The sequence below is a fragment of the Mesorhizobium sp. B2-4-13 genome (genome assembly GCF_006658535.1).
Taxonomy (GTDB): domain Bacteria; phylum Pseudomonadota; class Alphaproteobacteria; order Rhizobiales; family Rhizobiaceae; genus Mesorhizobium; species Mesorhizobium australicum.
On the sequence record NZ_VFVB01000004.1, the window covers coordinates 620,293 to 643,253 of the forward strand.

Consider the following 22,961-nt stretch of genomic DNA (forward strand, 5'->3'; position numbering starts at 1 on the left):
GCGGCATGCCTTCAAACATTCAGGAGATCGGGATGTCATCGGAGATCGTCACCAGGGAAGGGCGGGCCGATTTCGGCGACTACGAAACCTGGTATCGCGTCAGCGATAACCTCGATGCCGACAAGGCTCCGATCGTCATTTTGCATGGCGGGCCGGGAGCCGCCCACAATTACGTCGATGCCTACAAGCTTCTTGCCCGAAGAGGCCGCGCCGTCATCCACTACGACCAGCTGGGCTGCGGCAATTCCACCTTGCTGCCGGACAAAGGCGCCGATTTCTGGACACCCAGGCTGTTCATCGACGAGCTTGAAAACCTTGTCGACCATCTCGGCATCCGCGGCGGCTTCCATGTGCTCGGGCAGAGCTGGGGCGGCATGTTGGGCGCCGAGTATGGGGTGACGCGGCCGAAGGGCCTGAAGTCGCTGACCATCGCCAACTCGCCGGCGTCCATGAAGCTCTGGGTAGAAGAGGCCAACCGGCTGCGCGCCGACCTGCCCATGGACGTACAGGAGACGCTGACCCGGCACGAACAGGCTGGCACGACGGATCATCCGGACTACCAGCAAGCGACTATGGTGTTCTACGAGCGACATGTCTGCCGGATCGTTCCGTTCCCCGCCGAAGTGACCGAGACCTTCGCCCAGGTCGTGCGCAATCCGACCGTTTACAACGTCATGAACGGGCCGAACGAGTTCCATGTCATCGGTACGCTGAAGAACTGGAGCATCATCGATCGGCTGCCCGCCGTCGATGTTCCGACGCTGATCATTTCCGGCCGTTACGACGAAGCCACGCCCGCGACCGTGCAGCCGTTCAAGGACGGCATCGAGGGATCGCGCTGGCAGGTATTCGAGCATTCCAGCCATATGCCGCATGTCGAAGAGCAGGATCTATGCATGCGGGTGGTGGGAGACTTCCTGGACGACAACGACAACTGAAAAAAGGGGAACTGCGACATGAAGAAACTGCTCTTGGCGGCCTCAGCCGCGGCATTGCTGGCCGGCTCGTGGCTGGCTCCGGCACAGGCCGAATACCTCAAGGAACATCGCGGCGGCACTATTCGCCTGCTGGCCCGCTCGGCCGCCGGAACGCTCGATCCGCACATCAATTACACCGACCAGGGCTGGCAGATGTATCAGCCGATCTATGACGGGCTGGTCGCCTTCCGCAAGGCCGAGGGCATGGACGGCTTCACCATCGTCCCCGATCTGGCCGAGGCGCTGCCCGAGGTGACCAATGACGGCAAGACCTTCACCTTCAAACTGCGCAAGGGCATCAAGTTCTCCGACGGCAAGGATCTCGGCGTGAAGGACGTCGTTGCTTCCTTCCAGCGCATCTTCAAGGTCTCGGGGCCGACCTCGGGCACCTTCTATGCCGGCATCGTCGGCGCCGACAAATGCCTTGCCGAAACCAAGAGCTGCACGCTGGAAGGCGGCGTTGTCGGCGACGAAGCGGCAGGCACCATTACGTTGAATCTCACCAAGCCGGACGCCGAGATCCTCTACAAGCTTGCGTTGCCGCATGCCGTGGTTCTGCCGGCGGACACGCCCGCGGAAGACATGGGCTCCAAGCCCATCCCCAGCACCGGCGCCTACATGATCTCCGCCTTCGATCCCAACAAGGGCATGACGGTGACCCGCAACCCCAATTTCAAGCAATGGAGCGAGGACGCCCAGCCGGACGGCTATCCTGATGTCGTCCAGTATGATTTCGGCCTCTCCGAGGAAGCTGCCGTCACCGCGATCCAGAACGGGGAAGCCGACTGGATGTTCGACGCGCTGCCCAGCGATCGTCTCGGCGAACTCGGTACCAAGGCCATGGACCAGTTGCATATCTCGCCGCTCTCGGCCTGGTGGTATGCGCCGCTCAACAACCGGCTGGCGCCGTTCGACAATGAAAAGGCGCGGCAGGCCGTTGCCTACGCGGTCGACCGCAACACGCTGGTCAAGCTGTTCGGCGGCAAGGTGCTGGCCTCGCCGGTGTGTCAGGTCCTGCCTCCGGATTTCCCCGGCCACGAAGACTACTGCCCCTTCACCAAGAACCCCGGCGCCAAGTGGTCGGCGCCAGACCTCGACAAGGCAAAGCAGCTCGTCGAGGAATCGGGCACCAAGGGCCAGAAGGTGACCATCATCGTCGAGGACACGGCCATTTCCCGCTCCATCGGCGTCTATCTGCAGAGCGTGCTGACCACCATCGGCTATGTCGCCGACGTCAAGCCGATCTCGTCGAACATCCAGTTCACCTACATCCAGAACACCAACAACAAAGTGCAGATGTCCGTCACCCAATGGTACAAGGACTATCCCGCGGCTTCGGACTTCCTGAACATCCTGTTCAGCTGCGCATCTTTCCGTGAAGGTTCGGACGCTTCGATCAACATCGCCGGCTTCTGCGACAAGGATATCGACGCCAAAATGCAGAAGGCATTGGACCTCGGTGTGACCGACCAGAAAGCCGCCGACAAAATGTGGGCCGAAATCGACAGGCAAGTCACGGACAAGGCACCGGCCGTCGGCCTCTTTACGCCGAAGCGGCTTGACTTCGTCAGCAAGCGCGTGGGCAATTTCAAGTTCAACCGGCAGTTCAACTGGATGATCACCCAGTCGTGGGTACAGTAATGGCCTGGGTACAGTAGTGGCCTGGATGCAGTAACGAACCGCGGAGGGCACGTCCGTGTCGTACCAAGTCGCTGCCGTGCCGCGCAAAACGCGAGGGCCCTGGGCCGTCGCGTTTGCGAAGCTGGCAAGAAACAGGGCCGCCATGGCGTCCCTGGCCGTGTTCCTCGTCATCGTCCTTGCCTGCCTCAGTGCGCCTCTCTACGCGAAATGGGCAGGAACAGACCCCTTCGCCTCGACGCTCGACGCCGTCATTCAGATCGACGGTGCCGACGTTCCGGTGATGGAACAATCGACAGAGGGGCTCGGGCTTGGCTACACGCCGCTCGGCCCGACCTGGCGGGTCGGCAACTATTTCCTCGGTGCCGACAGCCAGGGGCGCGATGTCATGGCCCGGATGCTCTATGGCGGGCTGAGCTCGCTGCTGATCTCCGGGGCCGCGACCATCTTCACGCTGGTCCTCGGCACGGCAGCGGGATTGATCGCGGGGTATTTCGGCGGCGTTACCGACACGGTTCTGTCGCGCTTGCTGGATGTGCTCTGGGCATTTCCGATCTATCTCCTGGCGATTTCGCTTTCCATCGTCACAATTTCGCAAGGCATCTCGATCGGACCGATCGAGATCGAGTCCGGCAGCCTGTGGTTGCCGGTCATCATCATCGGTATCGTCTATATACCCTATGTGGCGCGTCCGATCCGGGGGCAGGTTCTGTCGCTGCGGCACAGCGAGTTCGTTCTGGCCGCGATCAATCTGGGCGTACCGGGATGGCGGATATTGTGGCGCGACATCCTGCCCAACATCACCACCACCCTCATCGTGTTCATACCGCTGATGATGGCGCTGAACATGCTTACCGAATCGGCGCTCTCCTTCCTCTCGATTGGCGTCCAGCCGCCCGCGGCGAGCTGGGGAACCATCATCCAGGACGGGCAGGCGCTGCTTTACACCAGGCCACTCGTGGCGCTGGTGCCAGGCCTGGCGATCGCGATTTCGGTCATGACCCTCAATGTCTTCGGCGACGGCCTGCGCGACGCGCTCGACCCGCGCTCGAAGGTTCGGCTGGGACGCGACTGATGATCTACGCCATCCTGCGCCGTTTCGGTCAGATGCTGTTCGTGATGTTCGGCATCTCGGTCATCGTCTTCCTGATTTTCTTCGCCACGCCCGGCGCCGACCCCGCGGCCCGCATCGCCGGCCGCAATGCATCGCCCGAAGTGCTCGAGGCGGTACGCCACAGCTTCGGCTTCGACCGGCCGCTCTACGTGCAGTACGTGACGATGATGGAGAAGATCTTCGTCACGGGCGATCTGACTTCTTTCGTCAATCGCGGCTGGAAGGTGGTGCCGGCGGTGCTGGATTCGATCCCGGTCACGCTTTCGCTGGTATTCGGCGCGGCGATCCTGTGGGTGGTGGTGTCCATCATCATCGGCATCATCGCCGCCGCCACACGCGACAGTTGGCTGGACAGGCTGCTGATGGCGTTGGGCTTGCTCGGCATTTCCATGCCGGTCTACTGGCTGGGCGAGGTGATGAACCTGATCACCCAGAGCCGCTATCACGACAGCTGGGCATTTTCCTGGGTGCCGCCGCTTGGCTACAAGAATTTTTCCGACGACCCGAAAGGCTGGTTCCTGACGCTGGTCATACCTTGGATCACGCTCGCCATCCTCTACATCGGCATTTACGGGCGGGTCTTGCGCGCGGCGATCATCGAATCCCTGCAGGAAGACTATATCCGCACGGCCCGCGCCAAGGGCTTGTCGGAGACCCGCATCCTGCTGCGCCATGCCTTGCGCACGTCGCTCATCTCCTTCGTCACCTTGTTCGGTCTCGACTTCGGCGCACTGGTGGGCGGCTCGGCCCTCCTGACCGAAGTGGTGTTCGGGCTGCACGGCATCGGCAAGCTCACCTATGACGCGCTGCAGAACCTCGATCTGCCAATGATCATGGCGACGGTGATGTACGCTTCCATGTTCGTGGTGGTCGCCAACGCGGTCGTCGATTTCGTCTACATCCTTCTCGATCCGCGCCTGAGGACATCATGATATTGTCGGTGCGTGATCTCCGTGTATCCTTCCGGACCGATGATGGCCTGGTGAGGGCCATCGATGGTGTTTCCTTCGACCTCGCGGAAAGCGAAATTCTCGGTGTCGTCGGCGAGTCCGGCTCCGGCAAGACCGTGTCGCTGCTTGCGGTGATGGGGCTTATCACCGATCCCAACGCCATCATCGAAGGCTCGATCCGCTACAAGGGTCGCGAGTTGGTCGGACTGCCGCCGCGCGAACTGAGGCACCTGCGGGGCAACGAGATCGCAATGATCTTCCAGGATCCGATGACGGCGCTGACGCCGGTCTACACCATCGGCTGGCAGATCGCCGAACAGATCCGCGCGCATCGCAACGTCAGCAAAACCAAAGCCATGGAGCGCGTGGAGGAACTGCTGGCGGAGGTGAATTTCCCCAATCCGCACGAAGCAATGTCGCGCTATCCGCACCAGCTCTCCGGCGGCATGCGCCAACGGGCGGTGATCGCGATGGCGCTGTCCTGCAACCCGGCGCTGCTGGTGGCGGATGAGCCGACCACGGCGCTCGACGTCACGGTGCAGGCAGGCATTCTCGATCTCGTGCGCAAGCTGCGCGCCACGCACAAATCGGCGGTGGTCTTCATCACCCATGACATGGGCGTGGTCTCCGAACTCGCCGACCGGGTCATGGTGATGTATGCGGGCCGCATCGTGGAACGCGGCAGCCGCACGGAGCTGTTTTCCGACCCGCGACACCCCTATACGCGTGCATTGCTTGGTTCGATCCCGCCGCTGACCGGTGCCAAACCCCGCCGCCTGCCGGCCATTCCCGGGTCTCCGCCATCGCTGCTGCGATTGCCGCAAGGCTGCGCCTTCGGTCCGCGTTGCCCCGTCGGGTACGAGCCCTGCCTAACCGGCAAGCCCGAGCTTGGCGCCGCCACGCACGCGGCGGCCTGTTTCCGGACATGAGCGGACCGATGATCGACAAAGACCGTCCAATCCTCGAAACGCGCGGGCTCGGCAAACGCTTCTCGATCGGCAGCCGTTTTTCCGCGGAGGGCAGGCGAACCGTCCACGCGGTCGACAATGTCTCCCTGACAGTGCGGCGCGGCGAAACCGTTGGATTGGTCGGCGAGTCCGGGTGCGGCAAGTCCACGCTGGCGCGATGCCTGGTCAGGCTCTACGACATTTCGGACGGCAAGCTCCTGTTCGAAGGCGACGACATCACCTCGAAGTCACTGTCTGAACTGAGGCCGCTGCGGCGGCGCCTGCAAATGGTCTTCCAGGACCCGTCGGCCTCGCTCAATCCGCGCCGGCGCGTCGGCGACCTGGTGGCCGAACCGCTGCGCATCCATGGCAGGCTTTCATCGCGCGAGATCGCCAGCCGCGTCGCGGAACTCTTCGACCTCGTCGGACTGTTGCCGGACCATGTCATGCGCTTTCCCCATGAATTCTCGGGCGGGCAGCGCCAGCGTGTCGGCATTGCGCGCGCCATCGCCCTCAATCCCGATCTCGTCGTTCTCGACGAACCTGTCTCCGCGCTCGACGTGTCCGTACAGGCGCAGATCGTCAACCTGCTTGCCGATCTCCAGGAAAAGTTGGACCTCACCTATGTCTTCATCGCCCACGATCTGTCCGTGGTGCGTCAGGTCTCGACCCGCATCGCGGTCATGTATCTCGGCTCGATCGTCGAGGAAGGACCGGCGGAAGAGGTGTTTTCAGCCCCGGCCCACCCTTACAGCCAAGCCTTGATCTCGGCCGTTCCCGTCGTGCAGACGACCAGTGGGACGCGTAAGCGTATTATCCTTACAGGCGACGTACCGAGCCCGCTCAACCCGCCCTCCGGCTGCCGTTTCCACCCCCGATGCCCAATCGCGGTTGAGCGCTGCCGTTCGGAACGGCCGGAGCTGAGAGAGCACCAATCCGGCCGCAAAGCGGCTTGCCACTTCCCGACGGTATAACCGACCTCATTCCGATCCAGAATTTTTTAAAAATTCTGTTTCCATATGGAACAAATCGCCAGGCGGGGCGTTTCATAAGGTTCGATCGAGCGCATCTTGATCGACCGGGAGGAAACAATGGACTACCTGCATTTCTTTGCGCCCGTGCGGATATCGCGCGGGCAGGGGCATCCTGTAGAAGAAGTGGATAGTGTCGCCGAGGCGATGGTTTTCTTGCGTAAATGGCCGACGGGACGACGTGGGCCAGTGTATCAGTGCGCGCTGAATTGCTGCTCGGCTGCCCTGTCGGGACAGATGTCGGCGGAGGAAGCCAGAAAGGCGTTCACCGGATTTGCCCGGATCACGCGGCTTCTCGACGATGACATGGCACTGCCGATGGGCAGCGACAGCATGGCGAGCATACACGCGCTGCGGCGATAGCCGCCACGCCCCTCTGCCTTTGGTGGATCGCGCCCCTTACGGGCGCGATGGAGGTTATGCTTGACCCTCGGGGCAGGTCGGTGGGTATCGCTTCTCAATTCTCCCTGAACCCACGATTGAGCGAATCGCGAACCGGCGCCAACATATAGTCCAGCAGCGTGTGCTCGCCGGTCAGGATCATGACTTCCGCCGGCATGCCGGGCGATAGATGGATGTCATGCAGATCCCTGAGATCGGCCGCGTCGATCTTGACCTTGGCAAGGAAATAAGGCTCTCCGGTTCTCTCGTCCGTCAGCCGGTCAGCCGAAATCGAGGTCAGCAGGCCATGGATTTGCGGCAGGTGTCTGGTTGGATAGGCCGACAGCACCACACGGGCCGGCATGTCCGGATGCACCACGTCGATATCCGTGGGCTTGATGCGGGAATCGATGATCAGATTGGCCTCGTTCGGGACGATGTCGAGAAGCGCCTGACCGCTGGAGATCACGCCCGATTCCGTTGTTACGCGCAGGTTCATCACCGTTCCGGCGATTGGCGCGACGATGTCCGTCCTCGCCAGCACGTCCTGGCGCGAAGGCAATTGGCTGCGCAATTCGGCGAGATCCGTGCGCGCTTTGGCAAGATCCTCGTTGGCGCTCTCGCTATCCTGCTGACGCAGGTTGAGGAGTTGGAACTGGGTCTCGCCGATCTGCTGATCGTTCTTCGCTATCTGCGCCCGGTTCGATGCCTGGTTGGCTCGAATGTCGGCCTGGGAGCGCTGAAGCGCCAATATCCGCGGCAGGCGTTCGAGGCCCTTCCTGTACATCTCCTGCGCGGAGGCGATCTCCTGGTCGATCAGGCCGAGTTGCTCGGCCTCGGCCGCCATGACATCCCTCGCTCCCGTGCTTTGCTCTTCGATCTGCGCGATGCGCTTGTTGAGGATCTGTGTGCGGCCTTCGCGGGTTGCGAGGCGGCTGTCGAGCAGCGCCTGTTCTTCGGCGACCACCTTTCGCGCGCTCTCGCTGTCGATCGAGGTCAGCTCCTTGGGGAAGGTTATCCGGTCCTGACCGGCAAGTTCCGAAACAAGTCGCGCCTCGGTCGCCAACAGGCGAACATAGCGCCCCTCCAGCTCGTCATATCGCCCTTGCGCATCGGTCGTCTTCAGGCTGATAAGCACTTGGCCGACGCTGACTTTATCGCCCTCCTTAACGTGGATCGCGCCGATGATGCCGCCCTCCAGATGCTGGATGGTCTTACGATAACCTTCGGGGCTGACGACGCCGTTGGCAACGACAGCGCTCGCCAGCAGGGCGACGCTTGACCAAGCAGCGGTGCCGCCTACGAAAAGGATGGCCGAAGCGTAGCCCAGCATTCGCGCCGGCCGCGTCCGCAGCTTCAGATTGCGCCTGCTGGCACGGTAGGCGCGCGAGCGTCGCCGGAGCAATCCCGCAATCAAGAGCAGGAAGAGCGCGCCAGCCACCGCCAGCAACATTATGCGAGACGGCGTGTCGGTCCCATCCAACCAAACCGATACCGCTGTGCTGAGGTCGTTGGCGGAGGCGGTCAGCCTGTCGGTGAGTTCGTGCAAGCTGTCCGTCAGCCGGTTCAGCGTCGTCGAGAAGTCGCCAAATCGATCGCTCATGGCTCACTCCGCTGCGTTCAGTTTCGTTGCCGCGTTGGCAACAAGCTTTTCCCGCAAGGCCGCCGGAACCGGAATGCGCCTGGGCGGTCCGCCGAGCGCGCCGAGCACCTCGTCGCGCGTGCCGAACATCGAAACCGATCCGTCATGGAGGAAGACGACATGATCGGCGGTGCGCAGGAGATTGGTCTGGTGGCTGACGAGAATGACGGTGCGGCCCCGCTCCTTCAGTTGCTGGAGCACGTTGAACAGCGCCACTTCGCCTTCACCGTCCAGGCCGGTGTTCGGTTCGTCGAGAACGATCAGCTGCGGATCGCCGAACAGTGCCCGGGCCAGCGCGATACGCTGGCGCTGGCCGCGCGAAATGCGAGCGCCATGCGGTCCCACTTCGGTCCGGTAGCCGTTCGGCAGCCGCAGGATCATATCATGGATGCCGGCAAGCTGCGCCGCGGCGATGACCGCGTCGCTGTCGACGTCACGCAGGCGCGCGATGTTCTCGCCGATCGTTCCGGGGAACAGCTCGACCTGCTGCGGCAGATAGCCGAGATGCATGCCAAGTTCGTCCGAAGGCCAGTTGCACACCTCCGCGCCATCCAGCCTGACATGGCCGAGCGAAGGCCGCAGCGCGCCGACGATAAGACGACAGAGCGTGGTCTTGCCGGAACCGGACTGGCCGATCACACCGCAGGTCTGGCCCGGCTCAACGCCGAAGCTTATGGCATTGACAAGCGCCTGGGACGTTCCCGGCGCGCAGTAATGCAGGTTCTCGAGCTTCAGCCTGCCTTGTGGGCGGGGCAATGTGACGCCAACCGTTTGCATCGATCTGGTGTCGGCGAAAAGCTTCGTGAGATTGCGGCGCGCGGTTCGCGCGCTGACCAGGCCGCGCCAGGCGCCGATAGAGCGCTCGATCGGCGCCAACGCGCGGCTGAGCAGGATCGAGGCCGCAATCATCGAGCCTGGCGTCAGCTCGCGACGCAGGACGAGATAGGCGCCGAGCCCGAGCACCGCCACTTGGAGCGCTAGGCGAAGCGAACGCGACAAGCTGCCGATGACGGTGGTGCGCCGCAGGAGCCGGGTCTGGATATCCATCAGCGACTGCTGGTTTTCCTCCCAGCGCCGCAGCGCCGGCTCGGACATGCCGAGCGAGCGCAATGTCTCGGCGCCGTCGATAAACTGCCCTACGGCGGTCTGGCTGCGGCGCAGTCCGGCCGCGGCCTCCTGGCTCTTGCGGCGGGTGAGGAAATCATTGGCGAGCGCTGCACAGAACAAAAGCACGGCGCCGGCAAGACCGACCACGCCCAGCGCGGGATGCAGCAACCACATGAACGCCAGGAAGACCGGTGTCCATGGGGCGTCGAGAAAGGTCAGGATGCCGTCGCCGGCGATGAAACTGCGCAGGTCCGCTACGTCCTTCAGGCCGGCTTCGAGGCTGCTGCCGGCGAGCCGCGCGTCCATGGCGCGTTCGATCACCGGAACGCTGAGCTGGTCGTCCAGCCATTGGCTGATATGCCCCAGCATCATACGGCGGGCGTGTTCCAGCATGCCGTAGACGGCGATGGCGCCGACAACGGCCAATGTGAGCCAGAACAATGTGTCGATGGAACCGCTCGACAGTACCCGGTCGTAGATTTGCAGCATGTAAACGGTGCTGGCGAGCAGGAGAAGATTGGAGACCAGGCTGAAGAGGAGGAGGGCGGGGACCTGGTGGCGTGCCAGATGCATTACCTCCTGGAATTGCGGTCTTGGCTGCATCACGGATACCCCACTTCGATGCTTGCCGGCACCCGGCCGGTGTGAAACGGGGACAGCTGATGCCGCCCCCGTCGGGTCTGGTGTCAGGCGATGTCGACAAGGATGTGCTGCATCGCTGTGTGATCGGCGTCCGCGTCCGCCACCTGGAAAGCGAAGTCGAGGTGAGCGTCCGGCGTCTGCGTCACGGTCGAGGTGAAGCCGATATCCGTGATCTTCAGCACGTCGTTGTCGACGGGGTCGAAGTTGACCAGACTGGCGGTCGTGTTGCTCCCACCGCTAGCGCCGGTCGCTCCGTTCAAGTCGATTGCCTGGCCGGTGATGCCGTTGCCGGACTGCATGATCTGAACGCCTTGCAGCGAGTAATGTTCGCCGGCCGCGTTGTAGTCGTTCTGCTCGATGATCACGAGGCCGTCATTGTTGTCGAGTGTGAACTCGCCATTGTAAGGGGCCGGCACCTGACCCTTCTTGAAGATGTCGGAGTTCGAGACATACACGGCCCGTGTGATCTCGTTTGTGCCGTCGGTCAGGTCGAGGATTAGCATCAGGTCTTCGCTGTTGCCGATGCCGTCGAACTTGATGGCCATCGCGCCGGCCGTCGCGGTCGGATCGGTAGCCTCGGTCTGGATGCCGACACTGCTGTCGAAGAACCGCAGGGTCAGCAGTTCGCCTTTCTGGATCGTGTCGCCGGCGACACCGTTAGTGCTCTGGGTGGCAGAAACCCAGGTTTCATTGCTGTTGCTGACCATATCGTGGGTACCGGCCGTCGGCAGCGAGTTGAACGTGGAGTCGCCGGAAGACCCCTCTCCATTATTCGTCAGGCTGAACGGATGGCTTCTGTCGATCAGGTTGCCGGTGAACTGCACGTAAAAGTCTTCGTCGGCCGCCGTGCCCGGGTCATCCGCCTGCAACTTCTCCACCACGATCGGAGGGTGGCCTGCATTGCTCAAGGGCTCCTTGGACAGGAGTTGGCTGGTGTGAATCACGTCGAAAGTGAAGCCTTCGAGTGGGTCGGTCAGGGTGATAGCGTAAGTGTCGTTGACCTTGTCGAAGACGAGGGTGCCGCCCGCCGTGCCGGTCTGGAGCCCGGCAGCCGAATCCTTGTCGTAGGTGAAGTTGAAGTTGAATGTTGCGTTGGTGTCGGTCTCCGATGCGAGCGTCACATCCGGGGTGAGGACATTGCCGCCGCCACCGCCGACGATCGTGCCGCTCAGCCCGATCTGGACGCCGGCAAGCGCGCCGTTCTGATCGACAAAGTCGGAACCGCCGCCGGTGTAGAACGCAGCCGGGTGCGCATCGGCGCCGATGTCGTAGCCGAAGGCTCCGGAGGCGGATGCATTCAGCGTGTTGGCCAGGTTTTCGTTCTGGATACCCGCGGTACCCGGGTCGCCGTCGAACGGCACGGTGATCGTTGGCGCGTCGTCCTTGAAGATGAGGCTGGTGCCGATATTGACATGGTCCGAGGCCTGATCGCCGTCACCATCGGTGATGGTGGCGGTCAAAGTGACAAGATTATCAGCCGCCAAAGTTGTTGCCTGGTCCGGTCCGGAGTCGGGCGAATGCATGACCGCACGTTCCTGGTCGAGGGTCACGTTGCCGTCGGCGGCCACGCTCACCGTGAATACCACGGCGCCCGCGGCCGATCCGGCCCGGCCAACCACCTCGCCGCTTTCGACGAAGAGCAGAATCGACAGGCCGCTCAAGGTGTCTGTCAGGCCGCTGACGTTGGTGACCTGATTGATGTCGAGCGTGTAGCTCATGGCACCGCCATCCGCACCGGCATGCGGGGTAAAGACAGCCGCGAAATCGGCGGCGTTGCTGCCGAGGCTCGACTCGTCGACGGTTAGCGTCGGCTCGGTGCCGGTCGTCGATATGCTCGGCCCGTCATCGTGGAAGTTGAGGTTCTGGCCGATGTTGAGCGTTGCCGACTGGTGGTCACCGTCCTTGTCGGTAACGGTTGCGGTGAGCTTGACCAGGTTGTCGGCGGAAAGCGTGGCATTGTCATTGGGGTCGTTGGGGTTCGAGTGGACCAAGGCACGTATCTGGTCGAGGGTGACGTTGCCGCTGGCGTCGACGGATACCGTGAAGACGAGGTCGCTGGTGCCGGAGGTGCGGCCCTCGACGACGCCGCCGGCAGTGACCGACAGCACGACCTCCTGGTTGGTCGCAGTGTCGATCAACCCGGTCGAGCCGGCCGTGACGGCGAGCGCATAGGTGACCGCTCCGGCGCCGTCGGCGCCGTAGACCGGGCTGAAGTTGGCGGCAAAGCTCTTGGTGTCGTCGGTCCCAAGAACCGTCTCGTCGACGGTTAGCGTCGGCTCGGTGCCGGTCGTCGATATGCTCGGCCCGTCATCGTGGAAGTTGAGGTTCTGGCCGATGTTGAGCGTTGCCGACTGGTGGTCGCCGTCCTTGTCGGTAACGGTTGCGGTGAGCTTGACCAGGTTGTCGGCGGAAAGCGTGGCATTGTCATTGGGGTCGTTGGAGTCCGAGTGGACCAAGGCACGTATCTGGTCGAGGGTGACGTTGCCGCTGGCATCGACGGATACCGTGAAGACGAGGTCGCTGGTGCCGGAGGTGCGGCCCTCGACGACGCCGCCGGCAGTGACCGACAGCACGACCTCCTGGTTGGTCGCAGTGTCGATCAACCCGGTCGAACCGGCCGTGACGGCGAGCGCATAGGTGACCGCTCCGGCGCCGTCGGCGCCGTAGACCGGGCTGAAGTTGGCGGCAAAGCTCTTGGTGTCGTCGGTCCCAAGAACCGTCTCGTCGACGGTTAGCGTCGGCTCGGTGCCGGTCGTCGATATGCTCGGCCCGTCATCGTCAAAGTTGATGAAAGAGCCGACCTCCTCGGTATGGCCATTGGTGTTTTGCGCCGTGAAATGGAACTCGGTGATGTCACAGCCTTCGTTTGCATCGACCCCCGTAACCGTCAGCCGATCCATGGGATTGCTCGTGGTGATGTTGACGGTGGTGACGTTGTCGAGGCCGGTGATGGTTACGGTGCCTGTGCCCATGCCGCTGACGGTGACGTTGCCGCTTCCCGTGGCATAGGTGCCATTAGCGGTGATCGGCGACGCAAACCCGGATGTGCCGGTCAGCGTAAGGCTGGCGATGGGCGCGGGGGTGGTGGGGCTGCCGTCATAAAAGTTCAAGCCTTGCTCGTTGCCCGTGACATTGACGGTGCTGATTTTGATGTCCACCCGCAAACTCGGATTGGAAGGCGTGATCTGGTTGATCGTAAACCCGGCCTGCGTAATGTTCTCGAGGTGGCCGCCGTACTGTATCTGCGAAGCGGTACCCGCGGCCAAGGTGCCGCCAGTCACGAAATCGACCTGCAACGCCTCAGCCGGATTGATGCTCTGGTTATTGACGCCGAAGCCTTGTGTACTGACGTTGGCGGTGGCATTGGCCGCCCCGAGGAAACCTGTCACCAAAATCTGCTTCGTAGCGTCGCTTCCCGAATCGATCACATAGAAATCATGATTGCCGGGAGCCGCGTTCTGGCCCGAGAAATTAACCACCGAGGTTCCGGCGACCGATGCGAACACCTTATCGGTTAGATCGATGCGGTCGTCCGGGTTGGTCGCGTCCGGATGGTGCAACGGCACATACTCGACTAAGTAAAGGTCCGCGTTTGTGGCGCTCGTGGAGTCCAGACCAAACGAGAAGGCGAGGGGGCCATTCGCAACGGGCGCGGCAGACGGATCAGAGGTGCCGATGACACCGATCACGACGTTCGCATGCGTTGCGTCCTGGAACAGCCATATATATTTTCCGTCGTCAGTCTGAAGGTTGCTGTTCACGCCAACCGTGGTGGAGAACGGCGTGCCGGAAGCGTTTTGCGTAAGAACGATCGAGTTGATGGTTTCTCCGGCGCTCGCCGTGGCCCGCACGAAGTTAGCCTGGAATGCGGTTTCGAGCGGAGAACCGAGAGTCTCGAGATATTGCAGCGTCGTGTTGGTGCTGTACGGCGCAACGGCCGGGTTGATATCATTGTCTTGGAGGCCGGTCGTTTCGTCGATGATGATGTCTTGGGCGAGGATGTCGAGTGCCATCGGAATTCTCCCTGGTTATTGCGGCAGGCGCAAATCGGCCCCAACGCCGGTAACCGGCCGCATGGGCGCGCATCCGCCGGTACGGCCGGCGCTACGCGTCCTCGTTAAAGAAACTGGAGTGGTGGAATGGATCGGGGTAGGGCGTCGAGGGCGTCCAAGCCCTTCGCTCTGCCCCGGTCAGGCGTTCCCGCGCGGACGTGTCCTGCGCGCGTGGATCATCCGCAGCCGGCGGATGCTATCAGGCAATAAATAGGCCATGATGATGACCCCCCTCCCTTGGCACGCACGGATGTGCATGCCGTCCTCCTTTTATTAGCAATAGCTAAAAAGCTACTCCAATTTGTGGATAATTCAATATGCCTATTGCATTTTGAAATTAATATGAATCTAAACCGATTCAAACAGCATCGAACAGCCGTGAAATCGCGGCAATTCTCGCCTGCCAAGTGTTTGAAATGCAAAGAGAATGCAGTAGATTACAGGCTTTGCACGCTATTCGGTGATCAACACTGACCAGCCTCGGCAGAGAGCAACTAAAATCAAACATGCTGGAAGCAAAATTCGCTAACTGCACCTATGATGGATGGGGCGCATAGATAAATAAAATCAGCCAGTTGCGAGCATCTGTGTGCAAAAATCGCACACGAAAGTTCTGCTTCTCTTCTTTTTTCGTTCCCACGACGCAGCCGTCGACTGCCCTTTTCGAACACTCTTTTGCCGACGACATTGACCGCCTAGATCCGGATGTTCGCCAGGATATCCGTGAACCTCATTGTCCGCTGCTGCGTCCAGTCTGCCTGGGGTTCTTGGAAGCTTTTCGAACTTTCTGTTTGTCGGTTCCCCTCGAGATGCGCACTCGTCTGAAGGAGGTAGGGGAGACTCGATAACATTGGTTCAAGCATCCGGAGGGTGCGGGTCGGTAGAGCGCTACACTTCCCCTAAACTGGCCGTCCCGTCCAAGAGCCTCGGGCTGCTGGCTGTCTGCCTGGATACGCAACGCGTGCGCCGCGATGTAGGCGCAGCGCGAATGGTGATAAGTTCGGGCGCAACATGTCCGTGAAGACGTCTAGGACGTAGACTCATTATCGCGTAGCCAGATGCGGACTGAGACGAGCTTGAGGGCAGCGAGGTAGTTTTCCGCCAGTTTGTCGTATCGGGTTGCGATCCGGCGGAACTGCTTGGCCTTGTTGAAGAAGCGCTCGACGAGGTTGCGTGCCTTGTAGAGGAAGGCGCTGAAGCAGATCGGGTCCTTGCGGTTGGCCTTGGGAGGGATGTTGGCCCAAGCCCTTCGCTCGGTGACGGCATTGCGCAAGGCGTTGGCGTCATAGCCCTTGTCGGCAAGCAGCATAGCCCCTTCCGGCAATTCCGTTATCAAGTCCGCTGCGGATGCGATGTCACTCATCTGACCTGCCGTGAGCATCAGCTTGATCGGCCTGCCTTTGGCATCGACAAGAGCATGGATTTTGGTTGTCAGCCCGCCTCGGGATCGACCGAGACAATGATTGCGATCCCCCTTTTTGCCGTCGCACCCTGTTGGTGGACGCGAACAATAGAGGTATCGATCATCTGCACCTTGCCGTCGTGGGCTTTGGAGGCCGCATCCATCAGGCGGTCCCAGACCCCGGCTTTGCGCCAGCGGTTGAAGCGATTGTAGATCGTGGTGGGCGGTCCATAGCGTGCCGGCAGGTCGGCCCAGCGCGCACCGGAGCGCAATACCCAGAAGATGCCATTGAGAACCCGCCGATCATCCACGCGCGGCACGCCTCGCGGCTTGTTGGGCAGATGCGGCTGGATCGCGCTCCATTCGAAGTCGGTTAGGTCGTATTGGTTCATGGGCAGTCTGAATCACAAACTGTCGCAACATGAAAGCCGCAGGCTTGACCGCACCGTGGAAGGCGGACATGAAAGGTCGATGATGAGCGAAGATATGCCCCAGTTGTTCTACCCAGGCATGCCGGAGCGCACGGAGCCTTGGACAGGTGACTACGAGATCTTGTGGAGCATCTACATACGCTGCAACAACAGGCAGAAGCTGCGCCGTGTTCACATCCCTGCACTCGAAGCGATCATTGGCCAGCCCCACGGTGGACGAGGTTGGGTCATCGAGGAAGAGAACGACAATCCGGGAGAATTGAGATTGATGGCCACCGAAATCCTGGCCGGCTCCTACTCTGATGCCATGCTCCTTTCGTTGCTCAGGAAACTTTACGCGCTCAGGCCACACTGGCATCTCACTGCAAGGCTAAACGCTGAGCATCCTCGCGGCGTCTATATTATGGCCACCTATGCGGAGAAGGAACCCAGCAGCGCCGCCCCTGCCGTATCCAACATTATGGTTGAGTTACAGCCGGACTTCTCATGCTTGATCGATGGCACCACATCGCATCGCAGCGGCAGCGGCAAAGCGTTTTGACGACCTCCTGTGGTGAGGCCCCGTTGGACGGACGCATCTTACCATTCTCAGACGTCGATTGCTTATGGGTATACGGCCTAGGAACGGCTCGGTCGCTGTCGCCTGCGGCGACCTTGGGATCGAACTCTTGCCAGTGCTGCCGATACCATTGAGCAGAGTCTGATGGTGTAGCCTTCACGCCTCGGCATCCGGCTGAAGAAGGCCAACGTTGAAAATCGAGCTAGAATTTAAGTGCCGTTGCCGCGTCGAAGTACCAATCGACAAACCTTTTATAGGATCTCAGGCATTCTTCCACGTAGTCAGAATTCTTCGATGCCTCGCGAGTGGTGATCGTCGGGGGTGGCACAGCGGAGAGTGGCGCCACTTTGTTCGACTTTATTGGGCAGCCTTTTTCCGCAAGGTCTCGCAGACGGCCCACTCTTTTGTCATCGAGTTCGGCCTGGCGATGATTTTGTTCGGGTGCGCTGCGCAAATATTCCACGACGGCGCCTAGGTCGATACGAGTTTTGCCAATTCCAGCATATGCTGCGTCGATACGTTGCGGCAGTGTCAACGTGGCTGCTTCCTGAACGCTGTCAGGGCTTGAGCTAGTCAGCGCACGCAGGAAGTCGATGGTTTTGAACCGCGCACCCTCCCTTGGGCCGTGCCAGTTCAGCGCACCCGCTTCCCAGCGGGCGATCTCACGTGTGACCCTTCCTTTGATTTCGTAGGCGGCGCTGACATCGCCACCTTTGAGACCGTTCGGGCGGTTCACATAGCCGGTGTCGTCATCCAGAATAAGGATGGCATCTTCCAAGGCGAACTGCTGATTGCTTTGTTCAATGCAGATGCCGAACAAGCCGACGCGCTGCAGCCGATAAACTTGGTGTCTGCTGTCGAGCGAAAGACAAGGCTCGCCTTGCGCAATGCGATACGATCTTACGGCCCACAACGTCTCGCTTTTAAGCGGGCCGTCATCATTGTGATTGTCAGCTGTTTTCGGCGGTCGACCAAGGATCGCAACGCGCTCGGCCAAGCCGTCAGCAAGTGCGATCGCGCAAATATCTTCCGAACAGATGTCGTTGCCGAAGAGTGCCAGAGTTTTGATGTTGCCGATGGGATTATCGATCTTGCGCTGGAGATATTTCGGATCGAGAGCGGCGCGGGCGATTTCGATATCGTTCTGTACACGTTTCTCTTCCATGGCGCGAACGCCAAAGAAGACCGCAACCAGCACGGGATACACGGCCAAGGCGCCTAGTATCTCTGTGCCCGAGCGGTCGGTGGTGGCAAATGTCAGGAATAAGGTTATCGGCACGATGATCAGCCAGAATCCAATCATCATCGGGCCCATGATAAAGGGACCAAGGATCATGAATGCAGTGCTAGACATCAGACTGCCAACCAGCACCCATAGAAATAAAAGGACGCCTCCGGAAATGAGAAGGCTTTTTAGAAAGCCAAAAACAAACTTTTCCAACTGCATTGCCGCCCAGGATTTTCCTCGGATGTTTTGAGAGTATCGATCCATAAGTTAGAAAATAGTTCCCGCTAGATGCGCGCTGGATTCGGACCGATCTTTGAAATGACACCGGACAGCACCGACCTCAAGCCTTCTCAAGTTCACGCAAGCCCGCCCAGCTGTCGCAGTGTACCCATTTCACGCCTGCAGTATCTTCTTGATGTGACCAACTGGACGGTTAATGAGCGCCCGCCGCTCGCGAAACGCCGCTATGTTCGATGGCGCCTTTGGTCTTCACGCCTTTTCCGCATCGAACGCCTGCCTACCCTTCGCGGCCCATAGGTCTCCCGCATGCTCGCCTTCATCGCTCTGCAGCTTGGCGACGATCCATAACAACGCGCCGTAGATGACAGCGCGATCGTCGTTGGTCAGCTCAACGATGCCTGCCTTGACGACGAGACCGCCGAGTTCGATCAGATGTCGGGTGCGCTTGCGGCGCTCGACCTGCCACGTGCGCATGTCATTGCGAGCCCGAGCCGCTTGCCGACGATCGTGAGCTGCCCGGTTGCGGTGGAGCGCTGCGTTGGTTGCGTCCAGCTGCTGGAGCAGTTCGCCGTGACCGGCTTTCGAAAAATATCACCCCACGCTTGGCCCATGCCTCACGCTTTGCGGTGTCTTTCGTTTCTCCGATTGCCACCAGCGCGCCGGCCAGTTCGTCGTTGCTGAGTTGATCGGCGCCAGTGGCGATCACGAGGTCGCCAAGCTGCTGCACCTTCCGCGTTTTCAGTTCCTTGGCTTTGTCTTCAAGCGCCTTCAGTTCCGCGTCGAAGTCCCGTGGCTTGCGCATGATTGTCTCCATGAATTGTCGATGCAGCGATGATAGTTGAGCGCCTGCCGGAAGGCTTCAGGGTTGCCGAGACAGCCCGGGACAGGCTGGTCCATCCCGAGAATTTTTCGAGGGAGGGCGCGCTTATACGTCGTGCCGACGTGCGCTTTGCCGTGCAAATGATCTGGTCGCGATGGCGATCTATCATCTTCACGTCAAGGTCATTGGCCGCAAGGCAGGGAGCAGCGCCGTGGCGTCGGCCGCCTACCGCTCGGCCTCGCGGCTGCGTGACGAGCGGATCGAGCGCAGCCATGACTTCTCGGCCAAGCGCGGTGTGGTCCATTCCGAGGTTCTGCTGCCGGAGAACGCGCCAGGAGCCTGGAGCGACCGCGAACGGCTGTGGAACGATGTCGAGGCGTTCGAGGTGCGCAAGGATGCCCAGCTTGCCCGCGAGGTGGAGTTTGCCCTTCCGCGTGAACTCAGCCAGGCGCAAGGCATCGAACTGGCGCGCGACTTCGTGCAGGCCGAGTTTGTCAGCCGAGGCATGGTCGCCGATCTCAATGTGCATTGGGACAGGGCAGAGGATGGCAGTCCAAAGCCGCATGCCCATGTCATGCTCACCATGCGGTCCGTGGACGAGAACGGCTTTGGCCCAAAGGTTCGAGACTGGAATCAGACCGACTTGGTCGAGCGCTGGCGCGAGCGATGGGCGGAGCTTGCCAACGAGCGGCTTGCCGAACTCGATATCGACGCCCGCATCGATCATCGCAGTCTGGAAGCGCAGGGCATTGTCCTGGAGCCGCAAACCCAGATTGGTGCACCGGCGCAACGCATCGAGGGCGGTGACCTTGACGGTGCCGACATTGAAGCAGATCGCGCCGAGCTGCATCGCGAGATCGCGCGCAACAATGGCGCGCGGATTATTGTGGATCCATCCGTGGCGCTGGACGCCATCACGCATCAGCAATCGACCTTTACCCGAAAGGACATTGCCAAGTTTGCGCATCGTCACAGCGACAGCATGGAGCAGTTCAACGCGGTGACGGCAGTCATCAGCAACGCGCCCGATCTGGTCGAACTCGGCAAGGACGGACGTGGAGACAATCGCTTCACCACGCGGCAGATGATCGAGACGGAACAGAGCCTGCATCGCGCGGCAGAACGCATGGCTGGGGAGGAGCGTCATGCGGTGAGTGACGGACAGCGCGAGGCAGCTCTGGCGCGCGCAGCGCAACGCGGCCTTATCTTGTCAGGTGAGCAGGTCGATGCGCTGGAGCACATCACGGATGGCCGCGGTCTTGGTGTCGTCGTCGGCTTTGCCGGAACCGGCAAGAGCGCCATGCTGGGCGTTGCGCGCCAGGCATGGGCAGCAGCGGGCTATGAGGTTCGAGGCGTGGCACTCTCCGGCATTGCGGCCGAGAATCTCGAAGGCGGATCAGGCATCCCGTCGCACACCATCGCCAGCATGGAACATGGCTGGGGACAGGGCCGCGATCTGCTCACCGCGCGTGATGTCCTGGTGATCGACGAGGCCGGCATGGTCGGCACGCGCCAGTTGGAGCGCGTGCTCTCCCATGCGGCGGACGTTGGCGCAAAGGTCGTGCTGGTTGGTGATCCCCAACAGTTGCAGGCGATCGAAGCGGGCGCTGCATTCCGGTCCCTTCATGAGCGTCACGGCGGCGTCGAAATCGGCCAGGTGCGCCGGCAGCGCGAAGAGTGGCAGCGAAAGGCCACGCGCGATCTGGCAACTGGCAGGATCGGCGCTGCGATCGGGGCCTATGACGCACAAGGCATGGTGCACCAGGCTGCGTCGCGCGATGTAGCGCGCAGCGATCTTGTCGATCGCTGGGATCGCGACAGGCACGTAGAGCCCGAGGCGAGCCGGATCATCCTCACCCACACAAACGACGAGGTGCGTGCGCTCAACAATGCAGCCCGCAAGCGTATGCGCGCTGCCGGAGATCTCGGCGACGAGGTTCGCGTGGATGTGGAACGCGGTGCAAGAACCTTCGCCAGCGGGGACCGCGTCATGTTCCTGCGTAACGAGCGCGGGCTTGGCGTCAAGAACGGCACGCTTGGTGTGGTCGGTGAGGTCAACACGCAGAGCATGACTGTGCGCATCGACGACGGCAGGTCGGTGCGCTTCGACCTGAAAGACTATGCCCACATCGACCACGGCTATGCCGCGACCATCCACAAGGCGCAGGGCATGACTGTTGACCGCACCCATGTGCTGGCAACGCCGGGCATGGATGCGCACGGTAGCTACGTAGCCCTCTCCCGGCATCGACACGGGATGGACCTGCACTACGGCGGCGATGACTTCGCGACCCGCGAGCGGCTGGTCCGTACGCTGTCACGCGACCGCGCCAAGGACATGGCATCCGACTATGAACAGATCGATCCTGCGCAGTCCTATGCCGAGCGGCGCAGCATCACCTTCCGCGCGCGCGTGGTCGAGATCGTACGCCGGATCGTTCCGGAAAAGCTGCGCGACAGGATCGAAGGCCTGCTCGACGGGTTGCGCTCGCCCGCGGACGCAGAGCCCGGCCGGGAACCTGGGCATAGGCCGGGAAGGGAAGATGTTGGTGCGAAAACCTTGGAGGCTGGCCCCGCGCCTGAAAGAGGCACTTCCAGGAGGGGAGCGCAGCACGACACCGATGCGCCGGTGGACTCGGAAGCGGCGTTGCGCAGGGCTCGCACGAAAGCGCTTGTGCGTCACGCGCGTGCGATCGATGCGATGTCGCACAACGCAAATGCGGACGGGCAGGGTAGTCCCGAGCAGATGCGCGAACTGAGGGAAGCCCGCAGCGCTTTCGAGAAAGTTCGGCCGCACGGTTGGCGCGATGCCGAAGCGGCCTATGTCAAAAATCCCGAGCTCGTCCGAGAGGCGGGCGCAGGCCGGGTCAATCGCATCGTTATTGCTCTTCAGCTTGAAACGGAAATCCGCACGGGACTGGACATCGATCCGGGCCGTCGGGCAGACCGTTTCGTGGAACGCTGGCAGAAGCTCGCCCAGACGAGCCAGGAGCGATACCAGGCTGGCGACATGTCCGGCTACAAGTCAACGCGCTCGGCCATGTCCGACATGGCCAAGAGCCTCGAACGTGATCCGCAGCTTGAATCCCTCCTTGCCAATCATAAGAAGGCGCTTGGCATCCCGGTCGAATCTGGCCGCCGCCTTGGTGCGGAACTCGCCTTCAATCACGGCATTGAGCTCGGACGGGGCCGAGGCATAGGATTCTGATTCGTCCGAATAGCCGCCGTTTCCACGCCGCTGGCAGGTGAGACGACAATTCTCATTGCCTCCAGCATGGGTTGGTCCTGTCTGTTCCCGCGGATATCAGCAACAACCAGCGAGGTGCGGGCGCGCTATGTCCGAGCCAGATCGTATCATACGCCTCAAAACCGTCCTTGCCCGGACCGGCCTGTCCCGCTCGACCATCTATCGTAAGATTGCCGAAGGCACGTTCCCGTCTCAGATCAAGATAAGCATCAACGGGGCGGGCTGGCGAGAATCGGATGTCAATCGATGGATCGCCGATCCTGTTGCGTGGCGCGAAGTGCGTTAGTTCTGATTGCGAGACAGACGAACTCCAGGGCCGCCGCCATTCTCTGGAATAAATTCAATGCCTGCGCTTTCGAACGTGCTTCTTATCAGGTCCACTGTCGTTTGCTTCAACGCCTCGCCTCTTTCGAAGCGAACAATGGTCTGGGTTGATATTTTGGCTTGTTGCGAGAGGTCTAAAACACCCCATCCTAATGCAGCCCGAGCCATACGGCACTGCACCGGATTCATAAAATCACCATTTCATGGTGATTCTGGTTGCTTAGATAAT

18 protein-coding genes are annotated in these 22,961 nt (G+C 61.2%); 10 read left to right on the forward strand and 8 right to left on the reverse strand.

Annotated elements, in window-relative coordinates:
* Positions 1-32: 32 nt before the first annotated feature.
* The 7 genes from FJ936_RS14915 to FJ936_RS14945 all read left to right on the forward strand — a co-directional run bounded on the left by FJ936_RS14915 (position 33) and on the right by FJ936_RS14945 (position 7,020).
* On the forward strand, positions 33-938 hold the full coding sequence (locus FJ936_RS14915; protein ID WP_140727022.1) for a proline iminopeptidase-family hydrolase: 906 nt from the start codon (positions 33-35) through the stop codon (positions 936-938).
* A gap of 18 nt (positions 939-956) precedes the next feature.
* Positions 957-2,618, forward strand: coding sequence for an ABC transporter substrate-binding protein (locus FJ936_RS14920; RefSeq protein ID WP_140616442.1), 1,662 nt, complete (start codon positions 957-959; stop codon positions 2,616-2,618).
* Positions 2,619-2,694: 76 nt separating this feature from the next.
* A complete protein-coding gene (locus tag FJ936_RS14925) occupies positions 2,695-3,690 on the forward strand; it encodes an ABC transporter permease (protein ID WP_174361997.1) in 996 nt (331 codons plus the stop codon).
* On the forward strand, positions 3,690-4,661 hold the full coding sequence (locus tag FJ936_RS14930) for an ABC transporter permease (protein WP_141906714.1): 972 nt from the start codon (positions 3,690-3,692) through the stop codon (positions 4,659-4,661). The genes FJ936_RS14925 and FJ936_RS14930 overlap by 1 nt, the downstream gene beginning before the upstream one ends.
* Positions 4,658-5,608, forward strand: a complete 951-nt coding sequence (locus tag FJ936_RS14935; protein ID WP_140793599.1) for an ABC transporter ATP-binding protein — start codon at positions 4,658-4,660, stop codon at positions 5,606-5,608. Before FJ936_RS14930 ends, FJ936_RS14935 begins: the two co-directional genes overlap by 4 nt.
* A gap of 8 nt (positions 5,609-5,616) precedes the next feature.
* The gene (locus FJ936_RS14940; RefSeq protein ID WP_140717979.1) at positions 5,617-6,600 is read left to right on the forward strand and encodes a dipeptide ABC transporter ATP-binding protein; all 984 of its coding nucleotides are present in this window, start codon (positions 5,617-5,619) and stop codon (positions 6,598-6,600) included.
* 117 nt (positions 6,601-6,717) lie between these two features.
* Positions 6,718-7,020, forward strand: a complete 303-nt coding sequence (locus tag FJ936_RS14945; protein ID WP_015317826.1) for a DUF982 domain-containing protein — start codon at positions 6,718-6,720, stop codon at positions 7,018-7,020.
* A gap of 94 nt (positions 7,021-7,114) precedes the next feature.
* Here the strand turns inward: FJ936_RS14945 and FJ936_RS14950 are convergent, their stop codons facing one another.
* The 4 genes from FJ936_RS14950 to FJ936_RS14965 form a co-directional block, all read right to left on the reverse strand.
* Positions 7,115-8,641, reverse strand: coding sequence for an HlyD family type I secretion periplasmic adaptor subunit (locus FJ936_RS14950; RefSeq protein WP_140793601.1), 1,527 nt, complete (start codon positions 8,639-8,641; stop codon positions 7,115-7,117).
* Positions 8,642-8,644: 3 nt separating this feature from the next.
* Positions 8,645-10,360: a type I secretion system permease/ATPase gene (locus FJ936_RS14955; RefSeq protein WP_140717975.1), complete on the reverse strand. Its 1,716-nt coding sequence runs from the start codon at positions 10,358-10,360 to the stop codon at positions 8,645-8,647.
* A gap of 113 nt (positions 10,361-10,473) precedes the next feature.
* Positions 10,474-14,442, reverse strand: coding sequence for a DUF5801 repeats-in-toxin domain-containing protein (locus tag FJ936_RS14960; RefSeq protein WP_141906715.1), 3,969 nt, complete (start codon positions 14,440-14,442; stop codon positions 10,474-10,476).
* Between the two features lie 1,066 nt (positions 14,443-15,508).
* A protein-coding gene (locus FJ936_RS14965; RefSeq protein WP_181763138.1) for an IS5 family transposase occupies positions 15,509-16,275 on the reverse strand; the annotation gives its coding sequence in 2 pieces (ribosomal slippage) (positions 15,509-15,963 and positions 15,963-16,275; 768 coding nt in all).
* Here FJ936_RS14965 and FJ936_RS14970 point away from each other — a divergent pair.
* Positions 16,274-16,855, forward strand: coding sequence for a hypothetical protein (locus FJ936_RS14970; RefSeq protein WP_141906717.1), 582 nt, complete (start codon positions 16,274-16,276; stop codon positions 16,853-16,855). The genes FJ936_RS14965 and FJ936_RS14970 overlap by 2 nt on opposite strands.
* 220 nt (positions 16,856-17,075) lie before the next feature.
* Here FJ936_RS14970 and FJ936_RS14975 read toward each other — a convergent pair whose 3' ends face one another.
* From FJ936_RS14975 to FJ936_RS14985, 3 genes are all read right to left on the reverse strand, one after another.
* Entirely contained in the window at positions 17,076-18,320 is a 1,245-nt protein-coding gene (locus FJ936_RS14975) for a hypothetical protein (protein ID WP_141906718.1), read from the reverse strand.
* A 270-nt stretch (positions 18,321-18,590) separates the two neighbouring features.
* Positions 18,591-18,815, reverse strand: coding sequence for a conjugal transfer protein TraD (locus tag FJ936_RS14980; RefSeq protein ID WP_141906719.1), 225 nt, complete (start codon positions 18,813-18,815; stop codon positions 18,591-18,593).
* A 1-nt stretch (position 18,816) separates the two neighbouring features.
* Entirely contained in the window at positions 18,817-19,143 is a 327-nt protein-coding gene (locus tag FJ936_RS14985; RefSeq protein WP_181763139.1) for a conjugal transfer protein TraD, read from the reverse strand.
* Between the two features lie 172 nt (positions 19,144-19,315).
* On the opposite strand from FJ936_RS14985, the gene traA reads away from it, so the two are divergent.
* Together traA and FJ936_RS14995 are read left to right on the forward strand one after the other, a co-directional pair.
* A complete protein-coding gene (gene traA / locus FJ936_RS14990) occupies positions 19,316-22,369 on the forward strand; it encodes a Ti-type conjugative transfer relaxase TraA (RefSeq protein ID WP_141906721.1) in 3,054 nt (1,017 codons plus the stop codon).
* A 127-nt stretch (positions 22,370-22,496) separates the two neighbouring features.
* Positions 22,497-22,694, forward strand: coding sequence for an AlpA family phage regulatory protein (locus FJ936_RS14995; protein ID WP_140794070.1), 198 nt, complete (start codon positions 22,497-22,499; stop codon positions 22,692-22,694).
* On the opposite strand, the gene FJ936_RS30890 is transcribed toward FJ936_RS14995, so the two are convergent.
* On the reverse strand, positions 22,691-22,921 hold the full coding sequence (locus FJ936_RS30890) for a transcriptional regulator (RefSeq protein ID WP_246680469.1): 231 nt from the start codon (positions 22,919-22,921) through the stop codon (positions 22,691-22,693). The two genes, FJ936_RS14995 and FJ936_RS30890, sit on opposite strands and share 4 nt — an antisense overlap.
* Between the last annotated feature and the right edge of the window lie 40 nt (positions 22,922-22,961).

Coding starts and splice junctions, on each gene's coding strand:
- FJ936_RS14955 (WP_140717975.1), bottom strand. CDS start 10,360: ATGCATCTGGCACGCCACCAGGTCCCCGCCCTCCTCCTCTTCAGCCTG.
- FJ936_RS14995 (WP_140794070.1), top strand. CDS start 22,497: ATGTCCGAGCCAGATCGTATCATACGCCTCAAAACCGTCCTTGCCCGG.
- FJ936_RS14945 (WP_015317826.1), top strand. CDS start 6,718: ATGGACTACCTGCATTTCTTTGCGCCCGTGCGGATATCGCGCGGGCAG.
- FJ936_RS14930 (WP_141906714.1), top strand. CDS start 3,690: ATGATCTACGCCATCCTGCGCCGTTTCGGTCAGATGCTGTTCGTGATG.
- FJ936_RS14980 (WP_141906719.1), bottom strand. CDS start 18,815: ATGCGCACGTGGCAGGTCGAGCGCCGCAAGCGCACCCGACATCTGATC.
- FJ936_RS14920 (WP_140616442.1), top strand. CDS start 957: ATGAAGAAACTGCTCTTGGCGGCCTCAGCCGCGGCATTGCTGGCCGGC.
- FJ936_RS14970 (WP_141906717.1), top strand. CDS start 16,274: ATGGGCAGTCTGAATCACAAACTGTCGCAACATGAAAGCCGCAGGCTT.
- FJ936_RS14985 (WP_181763139.1), bottom strand. CDS start 19,143: ATGCGCAAGCCACGGGACTTCGACGCGGAACTGAAGGCGCTTGAAGAC.
- FJ936_RS14940 (WP_140717979.1), top strand. CDS start 5,617: ATGATCGACAAAGACCGTCCAATCCTCGAAACGCGCGGGCTCGGCAAA.
- FJ936_RS14975 (WP_141906718.1), bottom strand. CDS start 18,320: ATGCAGTTGGAAAAGTTTGTTTTTGGCTTTCTAAAAAGCCTTCTCATT.
- FJ936_RS14935 (WP_140793599.1), top strand. CDS start 4,658: ATGATATTGTCGGTGCGTGATCTCCGTGTATCCTTCCGGACCGATGAT.
- FJ936_RS30890 (WP_246680469.1), bottom strand. CDS start 22,921: ATGAATCCGGTGCAGTGCCGTATGGCTCGGGCTGCATTAGGATGGGGT.
- FJ936_RS14950 (WP_140793601.1), bottom strand. CDS start 8,641: ATGAGCGATCGATTTGGCGACTTCTCGACGACGCTGAACCGGCTGACG.
- FJ936_RS14915 (WP_140727022.1), top strand. CDS start 33: ATGTCATCGGAGATCGTCACCAGGGAAGGGCGGGCCGATTTCGGCGAC.
- FJ936_RS14960 (WP_141906715.1), bottom strand. CDS start 14,442: ATGGCACTCGACATCCTCGCCCAAGACATCATCATCGACGAAACGACC.
- traA (WP_141906721.1), top strand. CDS start 19,316: ATGGCGATCTATCATCTTCACGTCAAGGTCATTGGCCGCAAGGCAGGG.